Source organism: Amycolatopsis sp. TNS106, assembly GCF_019330265.1.
GTDB lineage: Bacteria > Actinomycetota > Actinomycetes > Mycobacteriales > Pseudonocardiaceae > Amycolatopsis > Amycolatopsis lurida.
Genome location: NZ_CP024972.1, coordinates 8326389 through 8351507, shown reverse-complemented (window position 1 = coordinate 8351507; position 25119 = coordinate 8326389). Strand labels below are relative to the sequence as shown.

Genomic DNA, 25119 nt, shown 5'->3' with positions numbered 1-25119 from the left:
CACTCACGGCAGGAGCAGGCTCTTGCCGGTGTATCGCCGCGCCTCGATGTCCGAGTGCGCGGCGGCCGCCTCCGCCAGCGGATACGTCCGGCCGATGACCGGCGTCAGCTTCCCGCCGGCCGCCTGCCGCAGCACTTCCCGTACGCGGCGCGGGTTGTCGGGCCAGAACCCGACCAGCTGTGCCATGTCCACAACGGACAGCCGGGCGCGGTCTGCGTCGCCGATCACGGTCTCCGCGCCGCTGGACATACCGTAGCCGGAGAAGCGGCCGCCGTTCCTCAGCAATGCCAGCGAGGCGGCGCCGAGTTCGCCGCCGACGCCGTCGAAGACCACGTCCAGCCGGTGACCGCCGGTGAGGCCGAGGACGTCGCCCGTCCAGTCCGCCGCCGAGTAGTCGACCGGCTCGGCCCCCAGTTTCCGCGCGATCGCCGCCTTTTCGCCGCCGCGGACCGCCGCGAAGACGGTCGCGCCCGCCGCGCGGGCGAGCTGCACCAGAACGCTGCCGAGCCCGCCGACGCCCGGCGCCACCAGAACGCGCTCCCCGGCGGTGACCGGGCTCTTCTCCAGCAACGCCAGCGCGGTACTGCCGTCGTCGAACAGGGCCACCGCGTGCCGGGGATCCAGCCCGTCCGGAATGGGGAACGTGTCGTCCGGCAGCGCGACGACCGTGTCCGCGTAACCCCCGCCGTACCCGCCGGGCGAGTGGGTGAGGACCTGCTTTCCCAGCCAGGTTTCGTCGACTCCGGCTCCCACCGCGTCGACGGTGCCCGCCACCGACCCGCCCGGCACGTACGGCGGCTCGACCGCGAACACGCCGGGACCGTCACCCCGCCGGATGAGGGCGTCGAGCCAGCCGACCCCGGCCGCCGTCACCGTGACGCGGAGTTCGCCCTCCGCCGGTTCGGGGGTGGGCACTTCGACCTGCTCCAGGACGGCCGGATCGCCGAACCGGGACACTCTGATCTCACGCATGATCGCAAGCTAGGACCTCCAGTTCGCTGGAGGTCAAGCGAGCACGGCGATCAGCGGTTCGAGCGCGGAGTGCAACGCCTCGCGCGAGCAGCCCGCGTAGCCGATGAGGTTCCCGAACACCGTCGGCGTCCCGGCGAAATGCCGGGCCAGCCCGTCGAGCCGGATCCCGGCGCGTTCCGCCGCCGCCATCCGCGCCGCCTCGTCCGCGGCCGATCCGCACGGGACGACCAGATGCGCGCCCGCGTCGTCGCCGAGCACCGGGATCCCGGCCGACGTCAGCGCGGCCGAAACCAGGGACCGGCGCTCCGACAGCTCCCGCCGGAGCTTCCGCAGATGCCGCCCCAGATCGCCGTGCCGCGCCAGTTCGGCGAGCACCCGTTGCCCGGCGGGCGAAGGACGCGTCCCCGTCGCTTCTCGGTACTCCAGTACCGCGGCCGCCACCTGGGACGGCGCGACCATCCAGCCCGCGCCCAGCGCCGGTGTGAGGATCTTGCTCGTGGTCCCGAGATGCGCGACGACGTCGGGCGCGAGCGCGGCCAGCAGCGGCAGCGGCGCGACGTCGAACCGCAGCTCGCCGTCGTAGTCGTCCTCGATCACCAGCATGCCGTTGGCGCGCGCGAGTTCGACCAGCTCGACGCGACGGGACGCGCTCATCCGGCTGCCGAGCGGGTACTGGTGGGCGGGCGAGCAGTACACCGCGCGCACGCCGGCGGGGACGGCGTCCGGGCGCAGGCCTTCTTCGTCGACCGGAACGGGCACGACCTCCATCCCCGCCCGCCGGAACGCCTGCACCGCGCGCTGGTAACCCGGCTCCTCGATCGCGACCCGGTCACCGCGCGAGAGCAGCGCGCCCGCGAGTTCGATCACCGCGGCCGTCGTTCCGCCGGTCGCGAGTACCGTTCCGGCCGCGAGGCCGCGGTGCCGCAGCAGATGTTCGGACACGGCGTCCCGGTACGCGGGCAGACCGGCCCTGTCCTCGCGATAGGTCGGGCGCGGGTCGGCGGCGGCCCGCCACGCACGGCGCCAGGCGGCCTTCTCGATGCCGTCGGCCCACGGGACGCCCGGCGTGAGGTCGACCAGCGTGGGCGGCTTGGCGGGGATACCCGGCGCGGGCCCTTTCGATGGCCGGTCCGCGGGCGGCGTGGTGGTGACGTACGTGCCGGAGCCGTGGCGGCCGGCGATCCAGCCCTCCGCGTGAAGCTGTTCGTACGCGGCCGACGTCACCGTGCGGCTGACGCCGAGACGGCTCGCGAGCGCCCTGGTCGAAGGCAGCCTGTCGCCGCCGCGCAGATGTCCGTCACCCGCGGCCGCGCGCAACGCGTCGGCCAGCTGGACCGCGAGCGGGACGAGCGAATCGCGGTCGAGACTGACCGGCAGAGCGGTGTCGGACATGGTGTACTCCGCACTTCCCGAAGTGGCCTTCTCAAGTATAGGAGAATTGGACATTATTACAGGCCACTCTCCTGGGTGAGACTGCTCGCATGTCCATGCCGCTCTCTCCCACCGACCGGACCACCCTCGGCCGCAAGAAGAACCGCGCCCTCACCGACCGCTCGGCGCTGTACTCGGTGCTCGACGAAGGCCTGGTCTGCCATCTCGGGGTCGTGCGCGACGGCGTCCCGCTGGTCATCCCGACCGGCTACGGACGCGACGGCGACACGCTCTACCTGCACGGATCGACCGGCGCGAGGAGTATGCGCGATTCCGACGGCGTCGAGGTCTGCGTCACGGTGACCCTGCTCGACGGCATCGTCTACGCGCGCTCGGTCAACAACCACTCGATGAACTACCGCAGCGCGGTGATCCTGGGCAGGGCGGCCGCGGTGACCGATCGCGAACGCAAGATGCACGGCCTCCACGTGCTGACCGACCACCTCGCGCCCGGCTCGTGGGAGCACGCGAGGGAGATCAACGCGAAGGAGTTCGCGTCCGTTTCGGTGCTGGAGCTGGACCTCACCGAGGCTTCGGTGAAGATGCGCGGCGAAGGTCCCGACGATCCCGAGGACGAGGTCGCGGCCGATCTGTCGTGGGCGGGGGTGCTGCCGGTGCGGACCGTGTTCGGTGAGCCGGAGCCGTCGGCGGATCTCGTGGGTGAGTGGACGGTGCCGGACCACGTGAAGCGGCGGGTCGGGTAGCGCGCGAGAGAGGGCTACGGGCGGTGGCGCGGCAGCCGCACGGTGAACGTCGTCGCCCCCGGCACGCTCTCGACCTCGATCGTCCCGCCGTGCGCCGAAACCAGCGAGAGCACCACCGAAAGCCCGAGCCCGGTCCCGCCGTTGCCGCGCGTGCGGGCGGTGTCGACCCGGTAGAACCGGTCGAAGATCCGCTCCCGCGCCTCCGGCGGTATCCCCGGGCCGGCGTCACTCACCCGCAGGGCGACCTCCGAGTCCGAAGCCGAAGCCGACAGCGTCACCGGCGTCCCCGGCGGCGTGTGCACCGCGGCGTTGGCGAGCAGATTGTCCAGCACCTGCCGCAGGCGCACCGGATCCGCTTGCAGGACGACACCTTCCGGGAGCGCGCCGATACTCAGCGGATGATCCGGGCGGCCGGCGGTGAAGGCCTCCCCCGCGTCGGTGATCAGCTCGGCGACGTCGACGTCGACCAGCCGCAGCGGCGCCTCGGTCTCCGGCGCGTCGAGGCGCGCGAGGAGCAGGAGGTCGTCGACGAGCACGCTCATCCGCTGCGTCTCTTCCCGGATCTTCGCCAGGTGCGCGTCGCGTTCGGCGGGTTCGTTCGCCGCGGCGTAGCGAAAAAGCTCGGCGTAGCCCCGGATCGACGTCAGCGGCGTGCGCAGTTCGTGGGAGGCGTCGGCGATGAAGCGCCGGAGCCGCTCGTTCGCCTCCCGGCGCGCGACCAGCGAGGAATCGAGGTGCGCCAGCATCACGTTGAACGCCGTCCGCAGTTCCTCGACCTCGGCACCGCCGCCGCTCGCCTGCGCGCGCACCGGGAGATCGGCGTTCGCCGTGAGGTCGTGCGAAGCGATGTCGTGCGCGGTCCCGGCCATGTCGCTCAGCGGCCGCAGCCCGCGCCGCAGCACCAGCCGTCCCGCGATCACCAGCACCGCCAGCGCCAGCAGGAACGCGACGACCTCGACCATGATCAGCTGGCTGACCGTCCGATCCAGATCGGCCTGCGGCGCGGCGCTCACCAGCACGATGTTCCGCGCCGGTTCGATCGGGCAGGCCCGGACCCGGTAGGTGCCCTTGTCCTCGATGTAGACGGTGCGCAGGACCTCGGTCCGCGTCGCGTCTTCGGCGACCTTTTCGAGCGCCTTCGTGTCCGGCGGCAGGGAACCGCCCGCCTGCGGCAGCGCGTCGCCGTCCCGCACCGCGAAAACGGCGGAGAACCAGCCGTAGGCCTGCTGCGGTTTCCCGCCGTGCGTGGTGCGCAGCGACGGCACCTGGCTGATCTGGGTCTTGGCGAGCTGTTCGTCGAGCCGGTCGTTCAGGTAGCCCTTCATGATGCCGACCATCACGGTCCCGACGACGGCGAACACGACCAGCGCCAGCGCGCCGAGCCCGAGCGCCAGCCGGGTGCCGAGCCTCGACCGGCGCCAGGCGTCGAACCACCGGCGCAGCATTTTCATCTCGCCGCCTGCCGGACGACATAACCGACACCGCGCACGGTGTGGATCAGCGGTTCGCCGCCCGTGTCGAGTTTGCGGCGCAGATGTGAGATGACGAGTTCGACCACATTGGACCGGCCGCCGAAATCGTATTCCCAGACGTGGTCGAGGATCTGCGCCTTGGTCAGCACCGAAGGCGAACGCCGCATGAGGTAGCGCAGCAGTTCGTACTCGGTCGGGGTCAGCTCGGCGGGCACGCCGGCGCGCGCGACCTCGCGGGTGTCCTCGTTCAGGGTCAGGTCACCGACCCGTAGCACCGCCGCCTTGGCCTGGTTGGTGCTCCGCCGCAGAACGGCGCGCAGCCGGGCCATCAGTTCCTCGACGGAGAACGGCTTAACGAGGTAGTCGTCGCCGCCGCGGGTGAGCCCGGCGACCCGGTCCGCGGTCGCGTCCTTCGCGGTCAGGAAGACCACCGGCACGGCGGTCCCGGACTCGCGGAGCTTGTCCAGCACGGTGAACCCGTCGATCCCGGGCAGCATCAGGTCGAGCACGACGATGTCGGGCCCGAATTCGGCGGCCTTGGCCAGCGCGGCCTCCCCCGATCCGGCGGTGACGGCCTGCCAGCCCTCGTAGCGGGCGACGGTGGCCACCAGGTCGGCGATATGCGGCTCGTCGTCCACCACCAGCAGGCGGACGGGGTTCTCGGTGTGCACAACGCCATCCTCCGTGAACGCGCGCGCGAGGGCGAGGCGGGAGCGCACACGACAGGAAGCCGACAGCTTCCGCCAAGAAAGGTCACAGGTTGGCACAGCAGGCTCCGTACTTGAACCGGACCGGAAGGAACCACGTGTGACCACCATGACGCAGACCGCCGCGAGACCGCGCCCGGCGATCCGTCCCAGGATCGCCGCGCGCGCCGGGCTCTTCCTCTTCCTCGGCGCCAACGTGGCCGCCGTGACCATGCTCTTCTTCGCCGCCGGGCCGTCGGACAACGTGCTCATCAGCATCGGCAGGCTCGCCGGGCTGTACGGGGCGCTGGCGATGGCGTTCCAGCTGCTGCTGGTCGCCAGGCTGCCGTGGTTCGACCGCCGCCTCGGCATGGACCGGCTCACCGGCTGGCACCGCTGGACCGGGTTCAGCCTCCTGTGGACCCTGCTCGCCCACTTCGTCTTCATCGTCTTCGGCTACGCGCAGGTCGAGGACACCGGCGTGGCCGAGGAGTTCGTCACGATGGTGACCAAACTGGAGGGGATCCTGCGCGCGGTCGTCGCGTTCGCGCTGATCCTGCTCGTCGGCGCCGTCTCCGCCCGGTTCGCCCGGCGCCGTCTGGCGTACGAGACCTGGCATTTCCTCCACCTCTACACCTATGCCGCGGTCGTGCTGGCGTTCAGCCATCAGATCGCGCTGGGCGGATCGTTCGCGTCGTCGCCGGGGGCGCAGGTCTACTGGTGGGCGGTATGGGGTGTCGCTCTCGGCTCCGTCGTCGCCGGCCGGGTGGTGCTGCCGCTGGCGCGTAATCTGCGTCACCGCTTGAAGGTCGTCGCCGTCGTCCCCGAATCCCGCGACGTCGTCTCGGTGTACATCTCCGGGAAGCATCTCGACAAGATGCCCGCGCGGGCAGGCCAGTTCTTCCTATGGCGCTTCATGACCCGGGATCGCTGGTGGCAGGCGAACCCGTTCTCGCTGTCGGCCGCGCCGGACGGCCGCACCCTGCGCCTGACCGCGAAGGCCGCCGGTGACGGCAGCGCGTCCCTGCGGTCGCTGAAGGTCGGCACCCGGGTGTTCGCCGAAGGCCCGTACGGCGCGTTCACCACGATGCACCAACAGAAACCCGACGCGTTGCTCGTCGCGGGCGGTGTCGGGATCACCCCGATCCGCGCGCTGCTGGAGGAAATCTCCGGACACGTCGTGGTGCTCTACCGCGTCCGCGACCAGCGCGACGCCGTCCTCCTGCCCGAGCTGATCGGGCTGGCGCGGGCGCGCGGTGCGGTCGTCCGGGTCCTCAGTGGACCGTCCGATCAGGCCGGTCCGGTCCTCGGCGCGCCCAACCTGCGACGGATGGTGCCGGACATCACGGACCGGGACGTCTTCGTCTGCGGTCCGCCGGGGATGACGTCGGCGACGCTGCGCAGCCTGCGGGAGCTGCGGGTGCCGTCCCAGCAGGTCCACGCCGAACGCTTCAGCCTCGCCGCCTGAGTCAGGGAGTCCCGATCATGAAGAAGACCATCGTCGCCGCCACGGTCGCCCTTTCGGCCGCCGGCTTCCTCGGTGTCTGGCTGTACGAACCGGGCCCGCTCGGCTCGGAAACCGTCGCGGTCGCGGCGCCGAGCACGTCCATTTCGGACGGTGGCGCGTCCGAAGGCGCCGAGCGCACCATCGACGGTTCGGTGGAGAGCAACCGGTACGGCACCGTCCAGGTCCGGCTGGTGCTCTCGGCCGAGGACAGGATCTCGGAAGTCCGCCTGCTGCAACGGCCGACCAGCGGCCGCGGGGTCGCTGCGATCCCCATCCTGCAGGAGGAGACGCTGACCGCGCAGAGCGCCGACATCGACACCGTCTCCGGGGCCACGTCGACGAGCGAGTCGTACGTCAAATCGCTGCAGGCGGCGCTGGACGCCAGATGAACCGCGTCGAACAGGTGATGGGGCTGCCGGTCTCGGTCGACGTCCGGGCGGGCGGTGACCTCGTCGACCACGCAATCGACGGCGTTTTCGGCTGGTTGCGGGAAGTCGACGCGCGGTTCAGCCCGTTCCAGGCGGGCAGCGAGGTCTGCCGCTACGACCGCGGCGAACTCACGCCGTCGGAGCTGAGCGACGACCTCCTGGAGATCCTCTCGCTGTGCGATCACTACGAACGGTTGTCCGGCGGGGCGTTCACCGCCCGGCTCCCCGGGCGCCGGCTCGATCCGAACGCGGTGGTGAAGGGCTGGGCGGTGCAGCGGGCGGCGTCCCTGTTACTGGCCGAAGGCTTGGACGTGTTCTGTCTCAACGCCGGCGGGGACGTCGTCACGGCCGGCGAACCTGAACCCGGCCGCGCCTGGCGGGTCGGCATCCGGCATCCCGAACGGCCCGGCGCGGTGTGCGCCGTGGTCGAATCGTCCGGCGGTGCCGTCGCGACTTCGGCGGAATACGAACGCGGCGCGCACATCCTGGACGGCAGGACGGGGCGCCCGCCCGTCGGTCTGCTGAGTGTCACGGTCGTGGCAGGCGACCTCGTCACCGCGGATTCCCTCGCCACGGCCGCTTTCGCGATGGGGACCGAGGGGATCGCCTGGGTCGCCTCGCAACCGGGCTGCCAGGTGCTGGTCATCGACGCGGAACGGCAGGTGCACCGGTCGCCTGGGCTGCGGCTCGCTTAAACCGTTGGCCGGGCTTCGCGAGCTCAGGCAGACTGCGGCGTCATGACCTCTGTCGTACAGAACTTCTTCTTCGACTGCGCCGACGCCTACGAACTGGGCCGGTTCTGGAGCGGCGTCGTCGGCAAGCCGATGGCCGACGACGACGTGCCGGGCGATCCCGAAGCGATCATCGAGATGGACAACGGAGTCACGCTGTTCTTCGGGCAGGTCCCGGAGCCGAAGACGGTGAAGAACCGGATCCACCTCTGCCTCACGCCGGACATCCCGCGCGACGAAGAGGTGGAGCGCCTGCTCAAGCTCGGCGCGACCCTCCTGCACGACCGGCGCAACCCGGACGGCACCGGCTGGGCGGTCCTCGCCGACCCCGAGGGCAACGAATTCTGCGTGCTGCGCAGCGCCGCCGAGAAGGCCGCCACCGCATGACGGACTACCTGACCGTCAACCGGGCGAACTGGGACGAACGCGCTCCGGCGCACGCCGCTTCGGCGGACTACGGCTACAAGAAGTTCGTCGCTGACCCGGCGCACCTCAGCGGCGTGGTCACCTTCGACCGGCCGCTGCTCGGTGACGTCTCCGGCGCCCGGGGAGTGCACCTGCAGTGCCATATCGGCACGGACACACTTTCGCTGTCGCGCCTCGGCGCACGGATGACCGGCCTCGACTTCTCCGCGCCCGCGCTGGAGATCGCGCGGGGGCTGGCCGCCGAGACCGGCGCGGAGATCGATTATCACGAGTCCGATGTGTACAGTGCCGCCGACGTGCTGGGCGCCGGGGAATTCGACCTCGTCTACACGGGGATCGGCGCGCTCTGCTGGCTGCCCGACATCGCCCGCTGGGGACAGGTTGTCGGCGCGTTGCTGCGGCCGGGCGGCCGCCTGTTCATCCGGGACATGCACCCGATGCTGGGCACCCTCGACGAGACGCAGCCGCACATCTCGCCGCGCTACCCGTACTTCGAGCAGGCCGAACCGCTGGTGTTCGACGAACCGGGGACCTATGTGGACACCGACGTTTCGTTCCAGCACAACCGGACGCACGAATGGAACCACGGGCTCGGCGAGATCGTCACTTCGCTGCTCGACGCGGGGCTGACCCTGACGCGGCTGGTGGAACACGACAGCGTGCCGTGGAACGCGCTCCCTGGGTTCATGACCCTGAACGAGGCGACCGAGGAATGGCGGCTGACCGACGAGCCGCGGCGGCTGGCGGCCAGTTTCACCATCGAGGCCGTGAAAGGGCGACGGTGAGCGTTGGGTCTCGTGAGTGGTAAGGACGGTTAGAACCGTCTTCACCACTCACGAGTTTTTGGAAGAATGCCCTCATGAGCGTCTCCCCTGAGAAACGGCCCCTGGTCGCCGTCGCCGCCTTGGGCGGCACCATCTCGATGGTCCCCGGCGACGGTGAAGACCACGCCGTCCCCCGGCTCACCGCCGCCGACCTGCTCGGCGATCTGGGCGAGAACCTCGAGATGGACGTCCGCGCGGAGACGCTCGCGGGGATTTCCAGCGCCTCGATGGATTTCGCGACCCTGATCAGGACGCGGGAGTGGGCGGCCAGGGCGGTCGACGAAGGCGCTGAAGGTGTCGTCGTGGTCCAGGGCACGGACACGCTCGAAGAGACCGCGTACTTCTTCGAATTGACGTGGGCTTCGGAGGCGCCGATCGTGATCACCGGCGCGATGCGCAATCCCAGCCTGCCCAGCGCCGACGGCGCGGGGAACCTGCTGGCCGCGCTGACCGTCGCCGCCGATCCCCGCAGCCGGGGCCGCGGCTCGCTGGTCGCGTTCAACGACGACGTCCACGCCGCGCGCTGGGTGCGCAAAACGCATTCGAGCCATGTCGAGGCGTTCTCGTCGAATCCCGCCGGTCCGCTCGCGCTGCTCAGCGAGGGCCTGGTGCACTACTTCCACCCGGTCGCCGCCCGCCCGGCGGCGTTGTCCTTGGCGAACGCGGACTTCTCCGGGCTGGTGCCGATCGTCGAGAGCGGGGTCGAGGACACCGGCGAGCTCCTGGAAACGCTGGTCAAAGCCGGGGTGAAGGGCGTGGTGCTCGCCGCGAACGGTGCCGGGCACGTTTCGGCGGGGTCCGCCGACGTGATCGAGCGGGTCCTGCCCGAGGTGCCGATCGTGGTCGCCGGCCGCACCGGCGCCGGGCCGACGTTCCGTGGCACCTACGGCTTCCGCGGTTCCGAAGCGGATCTGATCGCGATGGGCGCGACGATGGCGGGCTGGCTGGATCCGCGCAAATCCCGGCTCCTGTTGCACACCCTGCTCGCCACCGGCGCTTCCCGAGACCGCGTCGAGGCCGAATTCCGGCTCCGGGGCGACCTCGCCTGAGCCGCGTTTCGCCCTGGGTGATCAGTCCCGGACCGGGCCGGAAACGGGGTCCAAGTGGTACGGCCGCATCGCGCGGGGCCGGTGCCGGTAGACGTGCACGCTGACCGCGGGATCCGGGCCGTCGTTGCGCACTTCGTGGACGTAGCCGGGGCCGAAGACGCGAGACTGGCCCTCGGACAGCGAGTGGAGCTCGGTCACGGCGCGCCCGTCCACGGCGCGCCGGGCGACGGTCTCGCTCAGCTTCCCGCTGACCACGGTGAACGCGCCCGCGGCGAATTCGTGGTCGTGCAGGTCGGTGCGCTGGCCGGGCAGCCAGCTCATGAGCCAGATCTCCTGCAGTTCGTCCGCGTCGACGAGCGCGGAGAAACGCTCCTCGGGGTCGTAACGCAGCAGGTGCCGCCAGCGGTCACGGTCCGCGGCGAATTCGAGCGCGACGCGCACCGGGTGGCGCAGCGCGGGGTTTTCGGGAATGACGAGCGTGTTGTCCGGGACGGCGAACATGAAGGGGTCCTCGCAGAAGGAAGTGGGTGTCGAGCTGGGCCGGGGCTGAGTTCACCGACAACAGCGACACGACGCACACGGGACGGCGCCAAGACCGGAGAGGCCCCGCGACACAGTCATCCCACGTGCGAACATGCGCTCAGCGAACCAGCATGGAGCCCGGCGGTCAACCGATCCCACTCAGTGGACCGATCAGGACCACTCGTGTTTCTGCGAACGTCCGAGCAGCTCGGCTCCCGCACGCCGCGGGTCGACCCCTTCGTGGCACACGCGGTGCATCGCGTCGGTGATCGGCATGTCGACACCGAGGCCCATCGCGAGTTCCCGGATCGACGTGCACGATTTGACGCCCTCGGCGACCTGACCGCCGGTGGCCGCGAGCGCCTGCTCCAGCGTCTCACCCCGGCCGAGCCGCTCGCCGAAGGTCCGGTTCCGCGACAACGGCGACGAGCAGGTCGCCACCAGGTCGCCGACGCCGGCGAGCCCGGCGAAGGTCAGCGGGTCGGCGCCCAGTTTCGCGCCGAGGCGGGCCATCTCGGCCAGCCCGCGGGTGATCAGGGTGGCCACGGTGTTGGCGCCGAGCCCGAGCCCGGCCGCCATCCCGCAGCTGAGCGCGATGACGTTCTTGCAGGCCCCGCCCAGCTCGCAGCCGACGACGTCGGTGTTGGTGTACGGCCGGAAGTACTGGTTGAAGCTCGCCCGCTGGATCGCCTTGGCGTTGTCGTGGTCGGTGCAGGCCAGCACCGCCGCCGCCGGCTGCCCCAGCGCGATCTCCTTCGCCAGGTTCGGCCCGGACACGACCACGATCTGCCCGGCGTCGACGCGGGCGATCTCGGCGATGACCTCGCTCATCCGCTTGAGCGTGCCCAGCTCGACACCCTTCGCGAGGCTCACCAGGATCGCGTCGGACGGCAGCAGACCGGACCACTCCGACAGATTGGTCCGCAACGTCTGGCTCGGCACCGCGAGCACCACGGCCTGCGCGCCGTCGAGGGCCTCGGCCGGGTCCGCCGTCGCGGTGATCCGCTCCGGCAGCTCGATATCGGGCAAATAGGACGTATTGCGATGCCGTTCCCGGATGTCGGCCGCGACCTCGGGCCGCCGGGCCCAGATGGTCACGTCCCGTCCGGCGTCGCCGAGCACCTTCGCGAACGCCGTCCCCCACGATCCGGCGCCGAGCACGGTCACCCGCTGGACCTCGGCCATCAGGCGTCGTCCTCCGGTTTCTTCGCGGGCGGTTCCTCCTGGCGGATCTCCGCGAGCAGGGCGGTGATCTCGGTCATCATCAGCTCGGTGACCTCGCGCAGCTTGGACGCGCTGCGGGTCGAACCGTTCTTGTAGGCGGAAAGATCCAGCGGCTCGCCGACCAGGTGCGTGATCGTCTTGCGCGGGAAGGGCGTGAACTTCTTCGTGTAGCCGTTGAAGATGTGGTTCGTGCCCCAGCGCGCGATCGGGATCACCGGCACGTCGGTCTCCAGCGCCAGCCGCGCGGCACCGGTGAACGGCTTCTTCGGCCAGCCGTCCGGATCCTTGCTGATCGTCCCCTCCGGATAGATCACGACGACCTTGCCGTCCCGCAACGCCTGGTGGGCGGCTTTGAGGCTGTCGCCGGCGGCGGCCGAACCGCGCGAGACCGGGATCTGGCCTGCGCCGACGAAGATCTTGCCGAAGAGCGGTGTCCTGGTCAGGCTCTCCTTGCCGAGGAACCGCGGCACCCGCTTCTGTCGGTGCACGAAGACCGCGTCCACCGCCGGGTCCATGTGGGACACGTGGTTGAGCAGGAGCAGCGCGCCGCCTTCGCGGGGGATCCGCTCGGCGTTGCGGTAGACCCGCTTGCCGATGGCCGTCGCCGGGTAGAACAGTGCGGCGGCGATGCCCACCCAGATGCCGCCCTTCTCACGCCGGGCCAATTCGTCCTCCTCGAAGTCACACGTGTCGTCCCAGGCCACTGATCCTGCCGCGCGCATCCGAGCGCGGTCCAGGGAGGGTCGGGTAAGAAGTGAGATGTGGATGTGGACCTGATCGTGCCGATGAAACGCCCGGCGGAGGGCAAGTCGCGGCTTCGCGGCGCGGTCGTGCCCGAGCGGCACGCCGAACTGGTGCTGGCGCTGGCCTACGACACGCTGTCCGCGGCGATCTCGGCGGACGGGGTCCGGCGGGTGCTGGTGGTCGCCGCCGACCCGGCGTCGGTGGCGGATCTCACCGAACTGGGCGTCGAGATCGTCACCGAACCGTCGCGTGGCGGTTTGAACGCGGCCCTGCGCCACGGCGAAGAGCTGCTGCGCCGGGACACGCCGTCCGGTCTCGTCGGCGCGTTGCAGGCCGACCTGCCCGCGCTGCGGACCGAGGACCTCACCGCCGCCCTCGCCGAGGCCGCCGGAAAGCGGGCGTTCGTCGCGGACCGGCAGGGAACGGGCACGACCCTGTTGCTCGCGGGGGCGGGCCGCGCGCTGGCGCCCCGGTTCGGCACCGGTTCCGCGCGGGCGCACACCGCGTCCGGTGCGACCCCGCTCACGATCGCCGCGGAATCGCTCAGGGCCGACGTGGACACCTCGGATGATCTCGCTCACGTTCGCACCCTGGGTGTCGGAAAGCGCACTTCAACGCTGTTGGGAACACCCTGCGTGGTGATGTGACGAGAGTTCACCCTGGCGACCCGCGCGCGGCGCACATAATCGCCCCGAGTGGTGAACAATGAAGCCCGTGAGCACAAATGACGGCGGCACCCCGAACTCGGCAAGGAGGCGGAAGACCTCCGCCGCGAAACCGGAACCGGACAGCGGCACGGCGAAACCCGCCAGGCCGAAAAAGAACAGCAGCCCGGCGCCGCGCACGGCCGTCCGCGCGACGCGCGGCGGTTCGGCGAGCCGTCCCGCGCAGGAGTTCCGCGCGCTGCCCGCCGCGCCGCCCGCGGTGACGTCGGCGCCCACGGCCGTCGAAACCCTGCCCGACGACCGGTACTTCAACCGCGAGCTGTCATGGCAGGACTTCAACGCGCGCGTGCTCGCGCTGGCCGAGGACGAGTCGCAGCCGCTGCTCGAACGCGCCAAGTTCCTGGCGATCTTCGCGTCCAATTTGGACGAGTTCTACATGGTGCGGGTCGCCGGGCTGAAACGCCGCGACGAGACCGGGCTCCCGGTCCGCAGCGCGGACGGGCTCACCCCGCGCGAGCAGCTGGCCTACATCGCCAAACGCAACCAGGACCTGGTCGAGCGGCACACGAACGCCTTCGAACTGCACCTGCGGCCGCGGCTGGCGGAAGAGGACATCCGCATCGTCGGCTGGAACGACCTGACCGGCGCCGACCAGCTCCGGCTCTCCAACTACTTCAGCGAGCAGATCTTCCCGGTGCTCACACCGCTGGCCGTGGATCCCGCGCACCCGTTCCCCTACATTTCCGGTCTTTCGCTCAACCTGGCCATCACCGTCCGGGACCCCGAAGCGGGCACGGAGCGGTTCGCGCGGGTCAAGGTGCCGAGCAACGTGCCGCGCCTGATGCGGATCGAGCAGCAGCCACGGGAGAGCCGCACCGCGACGTTCCTTCCGCTGGAGGAGCTGATCGCCGCCCACCTCGGCGAGCTGTTCACCGGTATGGAGGTGACCGAGCACCACGCGTTCCGGGTCACCCGCAACGCGGACTTCGAGGTCGAAGAGGACCGGGACGAGGATCTTCTCCAGGCGCTGGAACGCGAACTGGCCCAGCGCCGGTTCGGCCCGCCGGTGCGGCTCGAAGTGGCGCAGGACATGAGCGAGCACATGCTCGAACTGCTGCTGCGCGAACTGGAGGTCGACCCGCGCGACGTCGTCGAGGTCCCCGGTCTGCTGGATCTCACCTGTCTGCACCAGTTGTCGGGGGTCGACCGGAAGGAACTCAAGGACCGCCCTTTCGTTCCCGCCACGCATCCGGCGTTCGGTGAGCGCGAGACGCCGAAGTCGGTGTTCGCGACGCTGCGCGAGGGCGACGTCCTCGTGCACCACCCGTACGACTCGTTCTCCACCAGCGTCCAGCGGTTCATCGAACAGGCCGCCGCGGACGACAAGGTGCTGGCGATCAAACAGACGCTGTACCGCACCTCCGGCGACTCCCCGATCGTCGACGCGCTGATCGACGCCGCCGAGGCGGGCAAACAGGTCGTCGCGCTGGTCGAGATCAAGGCGCGGTTCGACGAACAGGCCAACATCACCTGGGCCCGCACACTGGAACGCGCGGGCGTGCACGTGGTCTACGGGCTCGTCGGGCTGAAGACGCACTGCAAGATTTCGATGGTGGTGCGCCAGGAGGGTTCGACCATCCGCCGCTACTGCCACATCGGCACCGGCAACTACAACCCGAAGACCGCGCGCCTGTACGAGGACCTCGGCATCCTGACCGCCGACCCGACGATCGGCGCGGACCTGACGGATCTGTTCAACGTGCTGACCGGGTACTCCCGTCAGGACACCTACCGCAACATCCTCACGTCGCCGCACGGGATCCGCCGCGGCATCGTGCGCGCGATCGGCGAGGAGATCGAACTCGCCCGCGCCGGCCAGACCGCCGGGATCCGGATCAAGTGCAACTCGCTCGTCGACGAGCAGGTGATCGACGCGCTGTACCACGCTTCGCAGGCCGGGGTGCCGGTCGACATCGTGGTGCGCGGGATCTGTTCGCTGAAGCCGGGTGTGGAGGGGCTGAGCGAGAACATCCACGTGCGGTCCATCCTCGGCCGCTTCCTGGAGCACTCGCGCGTCTTCACCTTCCTCGCGGGCGGTACGCGGTGGATCGGCAGCGCGGACATGATGCACCGCAACCTGGACCGCCGGATCGAGGCGCTGGTGCGCGTCAAGGATCCGAAGCTGACGGCGCAACTGGACTACATCTTCGAATCCGCGCTGCACCCCTCGACCCGATGCTGGGTGCTGAACTCGACCGGCGAGTGGAGCCCGTTCCCCGCCTCCGGCGACGACGTCCGCGACCACCAGGTCGAGCTGGCGAAACGGCACGGGGCGGCGGGATGAGCGGGGTCATCCGAGCGGCGGGAGCCGTTCTCTGGCGTCGTGACGGGGACCGGATCGAGGTCGCGCTGGTCCACCGGCCGCGCTACGACGATTGGTCGCTGCCGAAGGGAAAGCTGGATCCGGGCGAGACCATCGCGGGCGCGGCGGTCCGGGAGATCGCCGAGGAGACCGGATTCGACGCGGTGCTCGGCCGCTATCTGGTCCGGACCGAATACACCGTGGCGGGCGCGCCCAAGACGGTCGACTACTTCTCCGCGCACGCCGTTTCCGGTGCTTTCGAGCCGAACGAGGAAGTCGACGAGCTGCGCTGGCTCGACGCGGAGGCGGCGGAGAAACTGCTGACGCGGCCCGAGGACGTCCGGGTGCTGCGCGAGTTCTCCGCGCTGCCGTCCGAACTCACCACGGTGATCCTGGTGCGGCACGCCAAAGCGGGTAAACGCGACGAGTGGAACGGCGACGACGACCTGCGGCCGCTGTCGGACGCGGGCCAGCGCCAGGCCGAAGCGCTGCGCTCGCTGCTGCGGCACTACGCGCCCGGCAGGGTGCTCTCGGCGCCGCGGCTTCGCTGTGTCCAGACGGTGAACGGGCTCGCCGAAGACCTCGGGGTCGAGATCCGGCACGAGCCGCTGCTGTCGGAAGAGGGCTACTGGCCGGACCCGGTGCTCGGTGTCGCCCGGCTGCTGGCCATCGCCGGTGACGGTGGCACGCCGGTGATCTCCAGCCAGGGCGGGGTGATCCCGGACGTCGTCAGCGCGCTGGCCGACCGCGACGGCGTCGACCTGACCGCCGCGCGCGGTGGCGTGGTTCCGTCGAAGAAGGGTTCGTTCTGGGTGCTGTCGTTCCGGGCCCCGACCGAACAGGACGGGCCGGTACTGGTGGCCGCGGACTACTTCGCGTCGCCTTTGCCCACGCCGGCTCCCGCGCATCCCTGAGGCTTTGTAACGCGTGAAGGCCCCCTTCCCTCGGCTGACCCGAGGGAAGGGGGCCTTCACGCGCTGCAGGGCGATTTGGGGACTTGCTGGGCCTCTCTGTCCGGCGCGGGGGTGTCCCGAAAGTGGCCTTCGCGCCCTCACGTCAGGCTTGGCCCCGCAAGGAAATCCGAAGCGCCACTCCCCCACGTGGGTGACGCGCCTACTCCGGCTGTGTCGATGCGGACCCGCACCCATCGCTCCACTGTGGAGCCACCCACCGGGAAGGCGCGTCCATCGGAGTGACAGGGAAACCCCCGGCCGAAGCGGATTCTTTTCCGGAACTTCGCCCACCGGCACGAGAATCGCGTCACATACGCCACTGGGCGGCCGCGGATCCGTAGCGGCCCCCAAGGATCCCGGAGACCGCGCGCGAGCGCGTCAGGGCAAGACAGGGGCTTCCTCGGTGGCCGGAAAATGCGGCAGGGCCCCGCGCCGTGCGCGGGGCCCTGCCGTTGGCTCTCTCCTGAGGAGGGAGCTTACTTCTTCTTCGCGGCAGCCGAAGTCCGCTTGGCCGGAGCCTTCTTCGCGGGAGCCTTGGCAGCGGTCGCCTTGGCGGCCGGCTTCGCGGCGGCCTTGGTGGCGGTCGCCTTCTTGGCCGTGGTGGCGCGAGTCGTCGCCTTGGCGGCGGTCTTCGGCGCGGCCTTGGTGGCGGTCGTCTTGGCCGCTGCCTTGGTCGCGGTCGCCTTGGCGGCCGGCTTCGCGGCGGCACGCGTCGTCGTGGCAGCGGCGCGGGTCCGCGTGGTCGTGGAACGCGTCGCGGCCGGGCGGCTGGCGGCCGTCCGGGTCGTCGTCGCGCGGGTGGTGGTGGCGCGGGTGGAGGTGCCGGCGGTCGCGCGCTTCACAGCGGTGGCCTTCGGCAGCTTCTTCGAACCACTGATGACGTCCTTGAAGGTCGTGCCGGCGCGGAACGCGGGCACGTTGGTCTTCTTGACGCGAACGGTCTCACCGGTGCGCGGGTTCCGCGCGGTGCGGGCGGCGCGGGCGCGCTTCTCGAACACACCGAAGCCGGTGATGTTCACCTTCTCGCCCTTGTTGACCGTCCGGATGATGATGTCGACAAGGCCATCGACGGCCTCCGACGCGACCTTCTTGTCGCCCAGGCGCTCCGACAGCGCCTCGATCAGCTGGGCCTTGTTGGCCATTCCAGTCCTCCAAGAAGAACTACTTGTACACGGCCCCGTCGGCCGACTTAGCGCACACGGTATTACCAATGCAGCACAAATTCCAAACGACGCGCGGAAATTTCCCTTGTCTCGGGGGCTGTTCCGCCTCCCGAGGGACCCCTTCAGGGCCTCTCGAGGTGCCGTTCGGTGTGGTTTCGGGGCGGTCGTGGAGGACCCCGGCCGGGGTGCGGATTCCCTGCTCAGCAAGGGAATCCGCCCCCTTCGGCCGGCCTTAGGAGGAGACCGCCGGGAGGGTCACCGGCTTCCAGGAGGGGCGCCGGGTCTCGAAAGTGTCGATCTCCTCCGCGTGGCGGAGTGTCAGGGCGATGTCGTCGAGCCCTTCGAGGAGCCGCCAGCGGGTGTAGTCGTCGATCTGGAAGGGCGCGGTGAAGTCCTTGGCTCGTACCGTCTTCGACTCGAGGTCCACCGTGACCTCCGTCCCGGGCTCGTTTTCGAGCAGCTTCCACAGCAGTTCGACGTCCGCCTGCTCGACCTGAGCGGCCACGAGACCCTGCTTGCCCGAGTTGCCGCGGAAGATGTCCGCGAACCGGGAGGAGATCACGGCCCGGAATCCGTAGTCCATCAAGGCCCACACCGCGTGCTCGCGGGAGGACCCGGTGCCGAAGTCCGGGCCCGCGACCAGGACCGACCCGTTCTTGAACGGCTCTTGGTTGAGGATGAACGACTCGTCGGAACGCCAGGCGGCGAAGAGCCCGTCTTCGAAGCCGGTGCGGCTCACGCGCTTGAGGTAGACCGCCGGGATGATCTGGTCAGTGTCCACGTTGGACCTGCGCAGCGGGACCCCGACGCCGGTGTGGTGGGTGAACGCGTCCATGGGTGGGAACTCCTTCGCGGATGTCAGCGATGTCAGTGCCGTCAGCGCCGTCAGTGGGCGACGGCCGGCTGCAGGTCTTCGGGGCTGGACAGCGTGCCCCGCACGGCCGTGGCGGCCGCGACGAGCGGTGAGACCAGGTGCGTACGGCCGCCCTTGCCCTGCCTGCCTTCGAAGTTGCGGTTCGAGGTCGACGCGCTCCGCTCGCCCGGCTTGAGCTGATCCGGGTTCATGCCGAGGCACATCGAGCAGCCCGCCTGACGCCATTCCGCGCCGGCTTCGGTGAAGACCCGGTCCAGCCCTTCGGCTTCCGCCGCCTGGCGGACGCGCATCGAGCCGGGGACGACGAGCATGCGGACCGAGTCGGCGACCTTGTGCCCGCGCAGGACGTCCGCGGCGGCCCTCAGATCCTCGATACGGCCGTTCGTGCACGAGCCGAGGAAGACGGTGTCCACCGCGATCTCACGCAGCGGCGTGCCCGGCTTCAGGTCCATATAGGACAGGGCCTTCTCAGCGGCGATGCGCTCGTTCTCGTCGCCGATCCGCTCCGGGTCGGGCACCTCGGCGCCCAGCGGGAGCCCCTGGCCCGGGTTCGTGCCCCAGGTCACGAAAGGCGTGAGCTCGTCGGCGTTCAGGCGCACCTCGGCGTCGAAGACGGCGTCGTCGTCGGTGCGGAGTTCGCGCCAGTTTTCGACGGCGGCGTCCCAGTCGGCGCCCTGCGGAGCGTGCGGACGGCCCTTCAGATACGCGAACGTCGTCTCGTCCGGCGCGATGAGCCCGGCGCGCGCGCCCGCTTCGATGGACATGTTGCACACCGTCATCCGGGCTTCCATCGACAGCTTTTCGATGGCCTCGCCGCGGTACTCGAGGACGTAGCCCTGCCCTCCGCCGGTGCCGATCTTCGCGATCACCGCGAGGATGACGTCCTTGGCCGTGACGCCGGGGCGCAGTTCGCCGTCGACCGTGATCGCCATCGTCTTGAATGGACGGAGCGGCAGGGTCTGGGTCGCCATCACGTGTTCGACCTCGGAGGTGCCGATGCCGAACGCCATCGCGCCGAAGGCCCCGTGCGTCGAGGTGTGACTGTCGCCGCACACCACGGTCATCCCCGGCTGCGTCAGGCCCAGCTGCGGGCCGATGACGTGCACGATGCCCTGCTCGGCGTCGCCCATCGGGTGCAGCCGGACGCCGAACTCCTTGCAGTTGGCGCGAAGGGTGTCGACCTGGGTGCGGGACACGGGATCCGCGATCGGCAGCTCGATGTCGATCGTCGGGACGTTGTGGTCCTCGGTCGCGATGGTCAGGTCGGGGCGGCGCAGTTTCCGGCCGGCCAGGCGGAGTCCGTCGAACGCCTGCGGGCTGGTGACCTCGTGCAGCAGGTGGAGATCGATGTAGAGCAGATCGGGCTCGGCCCCCTCCCCGCGCCGCACCAGGTGCGACTCCCACACTTTCTCGGCCAGTGTCCGGGGCATTTCCGGCTCCTCACATGCGGTGAAATCGGTACTTCCCACCATCTGGACATCTCAAACTTCGGGAAGATAGTATCGGCTTGTGGGACAGCATAGCGGTATCGGAGTACTCGACAAGGCCGTGGCCGTGCTTCAGGCCGTGGCCGAAGATCCTTGTGGCCTGGCGGAACTGTGCACGCGGACCGGTTTGCCGCGCGCGACGGCGCATCGGCTCGCGGTCGGCCTCGAAGTGCATCGCCTGTTGCGCCGCGGCCCCGACGGGCGCTGGCGCCCGGGTACCGCGCTCGCGGAACTGGCGGGCGGTTCGACCGACCCGCTGCTCGACGCGGCGAGTTCGGTGCTGCCGAAATTGCGCGACATCACCGGCGAAAGCGTTCAGCTGTACCGCCGCGACGGCGTCCAGCGCGTGTGCGTTTCGACCGCGGAGCCGCCGAGCGGGCTCCGTGACACGGTGCCGATCGGTTCACGGCTGCCGATGACCGCGGGCTCCGGCGCGAAGGTGCTCGCCGCGTGGTCGGATCCGCACACCCAGCGCACGATCCTCACCGAGGCCGTGTATGGGGAGCGCACCCTGCTCGAAGTCCGCCGCCGCGGCTGGGCCCAGAGCGTGGCGGAGCGGGAACCCGGTGTGGCGAGTGTCTCGGCGCCCGTCCGGGATTCGACGGGCACCGTCGTCGCCGCGGTGTCGGTTTCCGGCCCCATCGAACGTATAGGGCGTAAACCGGGGGCGCGCTGGGCCGCGGACCTGCTCGCCGCCGCGGACGCGCTACAGGAGCGCCTCTGAGCCCCCCTCGAAACGAGTGAAGGCCCCCTTCACTGCGTCCAGCGCAGTGAAGGGGGCCTTCACGTACTTCCGAAGGGTCCTATCAGAACTCGTCGGCCTTGGTGAGCTCGTGTTCGAAGGTGTCGGCACGCGTGACGAGCGCGTTCAGCGGGTGTTCGAACTCGTTGACCAGGTTCAGGTCGATCAGCGGGATCGTGTGCTTCAGCAGCGCGACACCGTCGACCACCGCCGCGCCGCCGACCGAGTCCCCGCCCGCCAGTTCGAGCAGGCGCCGCAGATCGATCTTGTCGGCCCAGCCGACCGGGGACGAGATCTCCACCCACTCCGCGCCGTCGTGGTCGGGCAAGTGGTGCAAGGAGACCTGCTGACCGCGGCCGTCGCCGGTGTCGACCCGGAACCGGAGCCAGTCTCCCCGCTCTTCGAGCACCTCGTACCGCGCCCGGACGAAATTGATCACGCCTGCCCAGATGGACACCCTCGTCACCTCTCGGTTTCGCCGCCTCGTGCGCTGTCGAGCATGGCACATCCGGGGCGGAAGAGTGTCGATGGTCTCGGCGAGGCCAGGTGCGGGACCAGCCGGCTGTGGACGGGAAGGCCCCTCGGCTCACTGCCAGGTGTCGTCCTCCAGCAGTTGCAGCGATCCCGTGTCCGACTCGGCCCGCCGGTGACCAGGGATGGTGAAGCCGGTCCCGTCACCGTCGACGGCTCTGCCCCGCAATGCCGCCACCACACCGTCGGCTCCCGAAGCGGGCCTCGGCGCCTCTTCGGAACGCTCGTGCGGGTGCTCGGCCGCTCCCGGTCGCACCGTTCCGGCCGTCCCCGCGGCGTGCTGCGGCATCCCCGGCGGCATCATCCCGCCTCCGGCGCCCTTCGCGGAACCGATCGTGCCGCCCGGCGGGATCTCCGCCATCGAACCGAGGGCGCGCTTTCCCGAACCCGCCCGCGATGCCGCCGGAACCCCGCCGAGGCCACCGGCGGCGCCGAGCGTTCCCAGCGGTATGGGCGGCAGCGCCCCGAGGCCGCTCGACGGCAGGCCGCCACCGGACAGGGCGCTCAGCGGGGCACCCGGGAGATTGCCGGACGCCAAGGCGTTCGGCGCCAGCCCGGCCAGCGTCGGCCCGTTCCCCGCGGACGAGGCGAGGCCGGACGCGGACGGCGCTTCCGACCCGTTCCAGCCGTCGAGAAGGCCGGACGAGTCCGGCAGCTTCCCGCCCGCCCCACCACCGAGGGATTCGCTCAGGCTCTGCACCTCGGTGAGCAGGTTCATCGCCGCGTCGGCCGTTTTCACCGCGTCCGCGGCGGAACCGGTGACCTGGGGGAAACCGGGCAGGAGATCGGCCGGATTCGCGATCCCGGCGGCCGCGCACATCGACAGCATCGTCGTGTCGAAGCGAGTACCCAATCCGCTCAGGAAGACGCCCGCCTTCTGCTGCACCCCGAACGCTCCCGGGAAGTTGAGGCTGAGCATCATGGCCTCGTATTCGGCGGCCATCCCGAGCACGATCCCCTGTGCCTCCGGCAGGGCGGCCGCCAGCGAGGCCAGTTTCTCCGACACCTGGGAGTCGTCGATCCGCTGACCCCACATCGTCAGGTCGGCCAGTGACAGCTTGGTCTTCTCCTCGAACGCCCGGCCCGCGTCGTCGGTCCAGTCCGGGGCGAGGTCGTTGGCGCGGGTCTGCAACTCCACCTTGGCCTCTTCGACCCAGGCGCGCGCCTCCTTCCACATCGTCGACTTCTGCATGAGGACCGGGACACAGGCCTGCGTCTGCGTGATGCACCCGACCATGACTTCCATCGGAAGTACGCCATACGGGAACAAGAGAGGCTCCTTAGGTCGTCTGCGGCGAGCCGTCGCCCGCGGCCGTCTGGGTGGGATCCGTCGTGCCGGACTGCGAGCCCGCGGCCCCGGACACCTGCTTCGCGACGCCGACCACCTTCTGGCCGAGCTTGACCCCGGACGTGGCCAGGTCGAGCGCGCTGGTGATGTCGGCGAGGGAATAGGTCGCGGCAGCTTGCTTGACCTTCGCGCCGTAAGTGACCATGTCGGCGGTGATAACGCCCAAATAAGCGTTGATCTCGGCGGTGACGGCCATGTCCAGCACCGACAAGAGCGCGCTCTCGACCATCCCGGACAGATTCGCCGGTGTCGCGAGGCCCGCGGTCACCGAGGCCGGTATCGGTGGTGCCTTGAGCTGCTGGGAATAAGCGAACATCGAACTGGGGTCGCCGTCTACGACGTCGGACATGAGCCCCTCCTTCTAGTATCGGGTGCGGTATTTCGGTTGATCGGTGGCCGGGTCGAGTTGCCACAGGTCTTCGTCGAGCACGTGCACGACGTCGTTTTCGACGGCCGGGCGCTGCCTGGTGACCGGCGGGCGCGGCGCCGCTCCCGCCCTGCCTCGCAGTGCCACGCCCGGTTCGCCCTCGGGTTTGCGTGAACGGACCGCGTTGACGTGTTCGGCGGCTCCCGGCCTGATGTCGCCGCCGCCCGCTCGCCCGCCCGCGCCGTTCTGCGGATACATCGGCATCATCCCCGGGCTTCCGCCGAGTCCTGCCGTTCCGCCGGCCGACCCCGCCGCGGCGGAGGTTCCCGGCACCGCTGCCCCGAAGCCCGCCACGCCGGCCGCCGGTGACGCGGTGCCTGGCATCGGCGAAACGCCGCCGCCCGAACCGATTCCGCCCGCCCCCGGGCCGCCACCGATTCCCCCGCCACCGTCGCCGAGGCCCGCGAGGGTCGGCAGGCCCAGCGGATTGTCCGGGGACGAGAGGCCGCTCAGCGACGGAGACTCGCCGGGCTTCCAGCCTTCCAACGGATTCGGCACGGTCGCCGGATCCGGCACGTCCACCGATCCGGCCCCACCCGAGCCGAGCAACTGTTCGGCGACCTTTCCCCCGAGGTCGACCGCCTTGCTCGCGACGTCGAGCCCCGACGAGGCCAGATCCAGCTGTTCCTGGAGGGTGAGCGGCTTCTGTTCTTCGGGGGTCTCCGGGGTGTCGGCGGGATTCGGTTCCTGGGTCTCACCGGGGTTAGCCGCTCCCGGGTCTCCTCCGGTGCTGCTCGGATTCCCGCCTCCACCGGGGTCGGTCGCCGGTGAATCGGATTTCACCGTCGGGACGACGTCACTGCGCGGGCCGGTCCACGCCAGCCCCCTGGCGTCGGGCAACGCGTTGTCCGAGACATCCCGGTAATGGCGCGCGAGGTTGTCGAGTGCGAGGCCCGCCTTCACCCGGTAGTCGTTCTCGACCGCCTTCCTGTCCTCGGCCTGGACACCCGGCCTGTTGTCGAACAGGGCGTGATAGTCGCGGTACAGGGTGTCCACATAGTCGAACGTCCTCTTGATGTCGTCGGCCAGCGCGCGAAGCCGGTTGGCCACATTGGACATCGTGATGCCGTGCGAAGGGCGGCTCAGTGGCGACTGGACCGTACTCGGCAGCATCGGGAGGGTGAACCCGTTGGTCACCGGGATCTGTGCGTCCGGTGTCTGCACCCACGAACGCAGGGTGTCGATGTCCTGCTTGGCCACGGCACCGAAGGCGGCGCCCGCCCCGTCCGGCCAGTTCGAGACCAGGTTCTCCACCTGCTGGTGAAAGGCGACGGCCTTGTCCGCGATCCAGGTGGCCGCTTCGTCCCACATGTCCGCCGCCGCGTGGAGCCCCTTGATATGCGGGAGTTCGGCCGTGATCTTTTGGTGCTGCTCCTTGAGTCCCAAGGTGGAGTACCCGAACAGGCCCCCCAAGAGTCCGCCCATACTGGCTCTCCTATTTCGTCTGCGGCGCGACGGCCACCCCTGGCGGGAGCGCCTTGGTGATATCCGGAAGCCCGGTACCTTGATCGGCCCGCCAGTCCTGGAGAATTCCCGCCGCGGCCGCTTCGTCCGCGTCGCGGTACTCGATTCCGGAGCGCTGGGCGAACTTCCCGTACGCCGCGATGCCGTACCTGACGTTCTGGACGAACGTCTGCAGTGTCTTGGTCGCGTAGGCGTCGGCCTGCACGAGCGGACCGCATTCGGCGAGGCCGTTGCCGCACGCGGCGTCGACGGAACGGCCCATCAGCTTCGGGACGTCCTGCACGATGTTGTTGAAACTCTGCGCGGCCTGCATCATCACCGCGACGTCACCGTCGACGGAATCACCGGATCCCATTGTCCGCTCCTCGTTTTTTCGGTCTGGT

The 25119-nt window shown here is 70.0% G+C and carries 26 protein-coding genes; 11 read left to right on the top strand and 15 right to left on the bottom strand.

The window, feature by feature from the left end; all coding sequences use genetic code 11:
- Window positions 1-3 precede the first annotated feature (3 nt).
- Together CVV72_RS38760 and CVV72_RS38755 are read right to left on the bottom strand one after the other, a co-directional pair.
- Window positions 4-972 carry a zinc-binding dehydrogenase gene (locus CVV72_RS38760; RefSeq protein ID WP_219149504.1) on the bottom strand — a complete coding sequence of 323 codons (969 nt, stop codon included), beginning with the start codon at window positions 970-972 and terminating at the stop codon, window positions 4-6.
- Window positions 973-1005: 33 nt separating this feature from the next.
- Entirely contained in the window at window positions 1006-2364 is a 1359-nt protein-coding gene (locus CVV72_RS38755; RefSeq protein ID WP_219149502.1) for a PLP-dependent aminotransferase family protein, read from the bottom strand.
- An 89-nt stretch (window positions 2365-2453) separates the two neighbouring features.
- On the opposite strand from CVV72_RS38755, the gene CVV72_RS38750 reads away from it, so the two are divergent.
- Window positions 2454-3107, top strand: a complete 654-nt coding sequence (locus tag CVV72_RS38750; protein WP_219149500.1) for a pyridoxamine 5'-phosphate oxidase family protein — start codon at window positions 2454-2456, stop codon at window positions 3105-3107.
- A 14-nt stretch (window positions 3108-3121) separates the two neighbouring features.
- On the opposite strand, the gene CVV72_RS38745 is transcribed toward CVV72_RS38750, so the two are convergent.
- Together CVV72_RS38745 and CVV72_RS38740 are read right to left on the bottom strand one after the other, a co-directional pair.
- Complete coding sequence (locus CVV72_RS38745) at window positions 3122-4558, bottom strand: cell wall metabolism sensor histidine kinase WalK (RefSeq protein WP_219149499.1); 1437 nt, start codon at window positions 4556-4558, stop codon at window positions 3122-3124.
- Window positions 4555-5250: a response regulator transcription factor gene (locus CVV72_RS38740; RefSeq protein ID WP_219149497.1), complete on the bottom strand. Its 696-nt coding sequence runs from the start codon at window positions 5248-5250 to the stop codon at window positions 4555-4557. The genes CVV72_RS38745 and CVV72_RS38740 overlap by 4 nt, the downstream gene beginning before the upstream one ends.
- Before the next feature lie 136 nt (window positions 5251-5386).
- Here CVV72_RS38740 and CVV72_RS38735 point away from each other — a divergent pair, with 136 nt between their 5' ends.
- The 6 genes from CVV72_RS38735 (at window position 5387) to CVV72_RS38710 (ending at window position 10230) form a co-directional block, all read left to right on the top strand.
- Complete coding sequence (locus CVV72_RS38735; protein ID WP_219149495.1) at window positions 5387-6733, top strand: ferric reductase-like transmembrane domain-containing protein; 1347 nt, start codon at window positions 5387-5389, stop codon at window positions 6731-6733.
- Between the two features lie 17 nt (window positions 6734-6750).
- Complete coding sequence (locus tag CVV72_RS38730; RefSeq protein ID WP_219149493.1) at window positions 6751-7161, top strand: FMN-binding protein; 411 nt, start codon at window positions 6751-6753, stop codon at window positions 7159-7161.
- Window positions 7158-7895, top strand: coding sequence for an FAD:protein FMN transferase (locus tag CVV72_RS38725; protein WP_219149491.1), 738 nt, complete (start codon window positions 7158-7160; stop codon window positions 7893-7895). Before CVV72_RS38730 ends, CVV72_RS38725 begins: the two co-directional genes overlap by 4 nt.
- A 42-nt stretch (window positions 7896-7937) precedes the next feature.
- On the top strand, window positions 7938-8318 hold the full coding sequence (locus tag CVV72_RS38720; protein ID WP_219149489.1) for a VOC family protein: 381 nt from the start codon (window positions 7938-7940) through the stop codon (window positions 8316-8318).
- Complete coding sequence (locus CVV72_RS38715) at window positions 8315-9142, top strand: bifunctional 2-polyprenyl-6-hydroxyphenol methylase/3-demethylubiquinol 3-O-methyltransferase UbiG (protein ID WP_219149487.1); 828 nt, start codon at window positions 8315-8317, stop codon at window positions 9140-9142. Before CVV72_RS38720 ends, CVV72_RS38715 begins: the two co-directional genes overlap by 4 nt.
- Window positions 9143-9216: 74 nt before the next feature.
- Entirely contained in the window at window positions 9217-10230 is a 1014-nt protein-coding gene (locus CVV72_RS38710) for an asparaginase (protein ID WP_219149484.1), read from the top strand.
- A 21-nt stretch (window positions 10231-10251) separates the two neighbouring features.
- Here CVV72_RS38710 and CVV72_RS38705 read toward each other — a convergent pair whose 3' ends face one another.
- The 3 genes from CVV72_RS38705 to CVV72_RS38695 all read right to left on the bottom strand — a co-directional run bounded on the left by CVV72_RS38705 (window position 10252) and on the right by CVV72_RS38695 (window position 12680).
- Complete coding sequence (locus CVV72_RS38705) at window positions 10252-10731, bottom strand: cysteine dioxygenase family protein (RefSeq protein ID WP_034320344.1); 480 nt, start codon at window positions 10729-10731, stop codon at window positions 10252-10254.
- A gap of 192 nt (window positions 10732-10923) precedes the next feature.
- Window positions 10924-11937 carry an NAD(P)H-dependent glycerol-3-phosphate dehydrogenase gene (locus tag CVV72_RS38700; protein WP_219149482.1) on the bottom strand — a complete coding sequence of 338 codons (1014 nt, stop codon included), beginning with the start codon at window positions 11935-11937 and terminating at the stop codon, window positions 10924-10926.
- The gene (locus CVV72_RS38695; RefSeq protein WP_219149480.1) at window positions 11937-12680 is read right to left on the bottom strand and encodes a 1-acyl-sn-glycerol-3-phosphate acyltransferase; all 744 of its coding nucleotides are present in this window, start codon (window positions 12678-12680) and stop codon (window positions 11937-11939) included. The genes CVV72_RS38700 and CVV72_RS38695 overlap by 1 nt, the downstream gene beginning before the upstream one ends.
- A 57-nt stretch (window positions 12681-12737) precedes the next feature.
- On the opposite strand from CVV72_RS38695, the gene cofC reads away from it, so the two are divergent.
- From cofC to CVV72_RS38680, 3 genes are read left to right on the top strand one after another with little or no spacing between them, the layout of a single operon-like run.
- Entirely contained in the window at window positions 12738-13367 is a 630-nt protein-coding gene (gene cofC, locus CVV72_RS38690; protein WP_219149477.1) for a 2-phospho-L-lactate guanylyltransferase, read from the top strand.
- Window positions 13368-13425: 58 nt separating this feature from the next.
- Window positions 13426-15729, top strand: a complete 2304-nt coding sequence (locus CVV72_RS38685) for an RNA degradosome polyphosphate kinase (RefSeq protein WP_219149475.1) — start codon at window positions 13426-13428, stop codon at window positions 15727-15729.
- Complete coding sequence (locus tag CVV72_RS38680) at window positions 15726-16661, top strand: NUDIX hydrolase (protein WP_219149473.1); 936 nt, start codon at window positions 15726-15728, stop codon at window positions 16659-16661. The genes CVV72_RS38685 and CVV72_RS38680 overlap by 4 nt, the downstream gene beginning before the upstream one ends.
- 515 nt (window positions 16662-17176) lie before the next feature.
- Here CVV72_RS38680 and CVV72_RS38675 read toward each other — a convergent pair.
- The 3 genes from CVV72_RS38675 to leuC all read right to left on the bottom strand — a co-directional run bounded on the left by CVV72_RS38675 (window position 17177) and on the right by leuC (window position 20167).
- Window positions 17177-17842 (bottom strand): HU family DNA-binding protein, encoded by a 666-nt coding sequence (locus CVV72_RS38675; protein WP_126733599.1) that lies wholly within the window; start codon window positions 17840-17842, stop codon window positions 17177-17179.
- Window positions 17843-18095: 253 nt separating this feature from the next.
- Window positions 18096-18698, bottom strand: coding sequence for a 3-isopropylmalate dehydratase small subunit (leuD, locus tag CVV72_RS38670; RefSeq protein ID WP_219149471.1), 603 nt, complete (start codon window positions 18696-18698; stop codon window positions 18096-18098).
- Between the two features lie 50 nt (window positions 18699-18748).
- The gene (leuC, locus tag CVV72_RS38665) at window positions 18749-20167 is read right to left on the bottom strand and encodes a 3-isopropylmalate dehydratase large subunit (protein WP_219149469.1); all 1419 of its coding nucleotides are present in this window, start codon (window positions 20165-20167) and stop codon (window positions 18749-18751) included.
- A gap of 79 nt (window positions 20168-20246) precedes the next feature.
- On the opposite strand from leuC, the gene CVV72_RS38660 reads away from it, so the two are divergent.
- On the top strand, window positions 20247-20948 hold the full coding sequence (locus CVV72_RS38660; RefSeq protein WP_007031477.1) for an IclR family transcriptional regulator: 702 nt from the start codon (window positions 20247-20249) through the stop codon (window positions 20946-20948).
- Window positions 20949-21030: 82 nt separating this feature from the next.
- Here CVV72_RS38660 and CVV72_RS38655 read toward each other — a convergent pair whose 3' ends face one another.
- The 5 genes from CVV72_RS38655 to CVV72_RS38635 form a co-directional block, all read right to left on the bottom strand.
- The gene (locus CVV72_RS38655) at window positions 21031-21423 is read right to left on the bottom strand and encodes a CesT family type III secretion system chaperone (protein WP_219149467.1); all 393 of its coding nucleotides are present in this window, start codon (window positions 21421-21423) and stop codon (window positions 21031-21033) included.
- Window positions 21424-21552: 129 nt separating this feature from the next.
- Window positions 21553-22743, bottom strand: coding sequence for a hypothetical protein (locus CVV72_RS38650; RefSeq protein WP_219149465.1), 1191 nt, complete (start codon window positions 22741-22743; stop codon window positions 21553-21555).
- 34 nt (window positions 22744-22777) lie between these two features.
- Complete coding sequence (locus CVV72_RS38645) at window positions 22778-23194, bottom strand: hypothetical protein (RefSeq protein WP_219149463.1); 417 nt, start codon at window positions 23192-23194, stop codon at window positions 22778-22780.
- Between the two features lie 12 nt (window positions 23195-23206).
- Complete coding sequence (locus CVV72_RS41890) at window positions 23207-24697, bottom strand: hypothetical protein (RefSeq protein WP_219149461.1); 1491 nt, start codon at window positions 24695-24697, stop codon at window positions 23207-23209.
- Between the two features lie 10 nt (window positions 24698-24707).
- On the bottom strand, window positions 24708-25091 hold the full coding sequence (locus tag CVV72_RS38635; RefSeq protein ID WP_219149459.1) for a hypothetical protein: 384 nt from the start codon (window positions 25089-25091) through the stop codon (window positions 24708-24710).
- Window positions 25092-25119 lie beyond the last annotated feature (28 nt).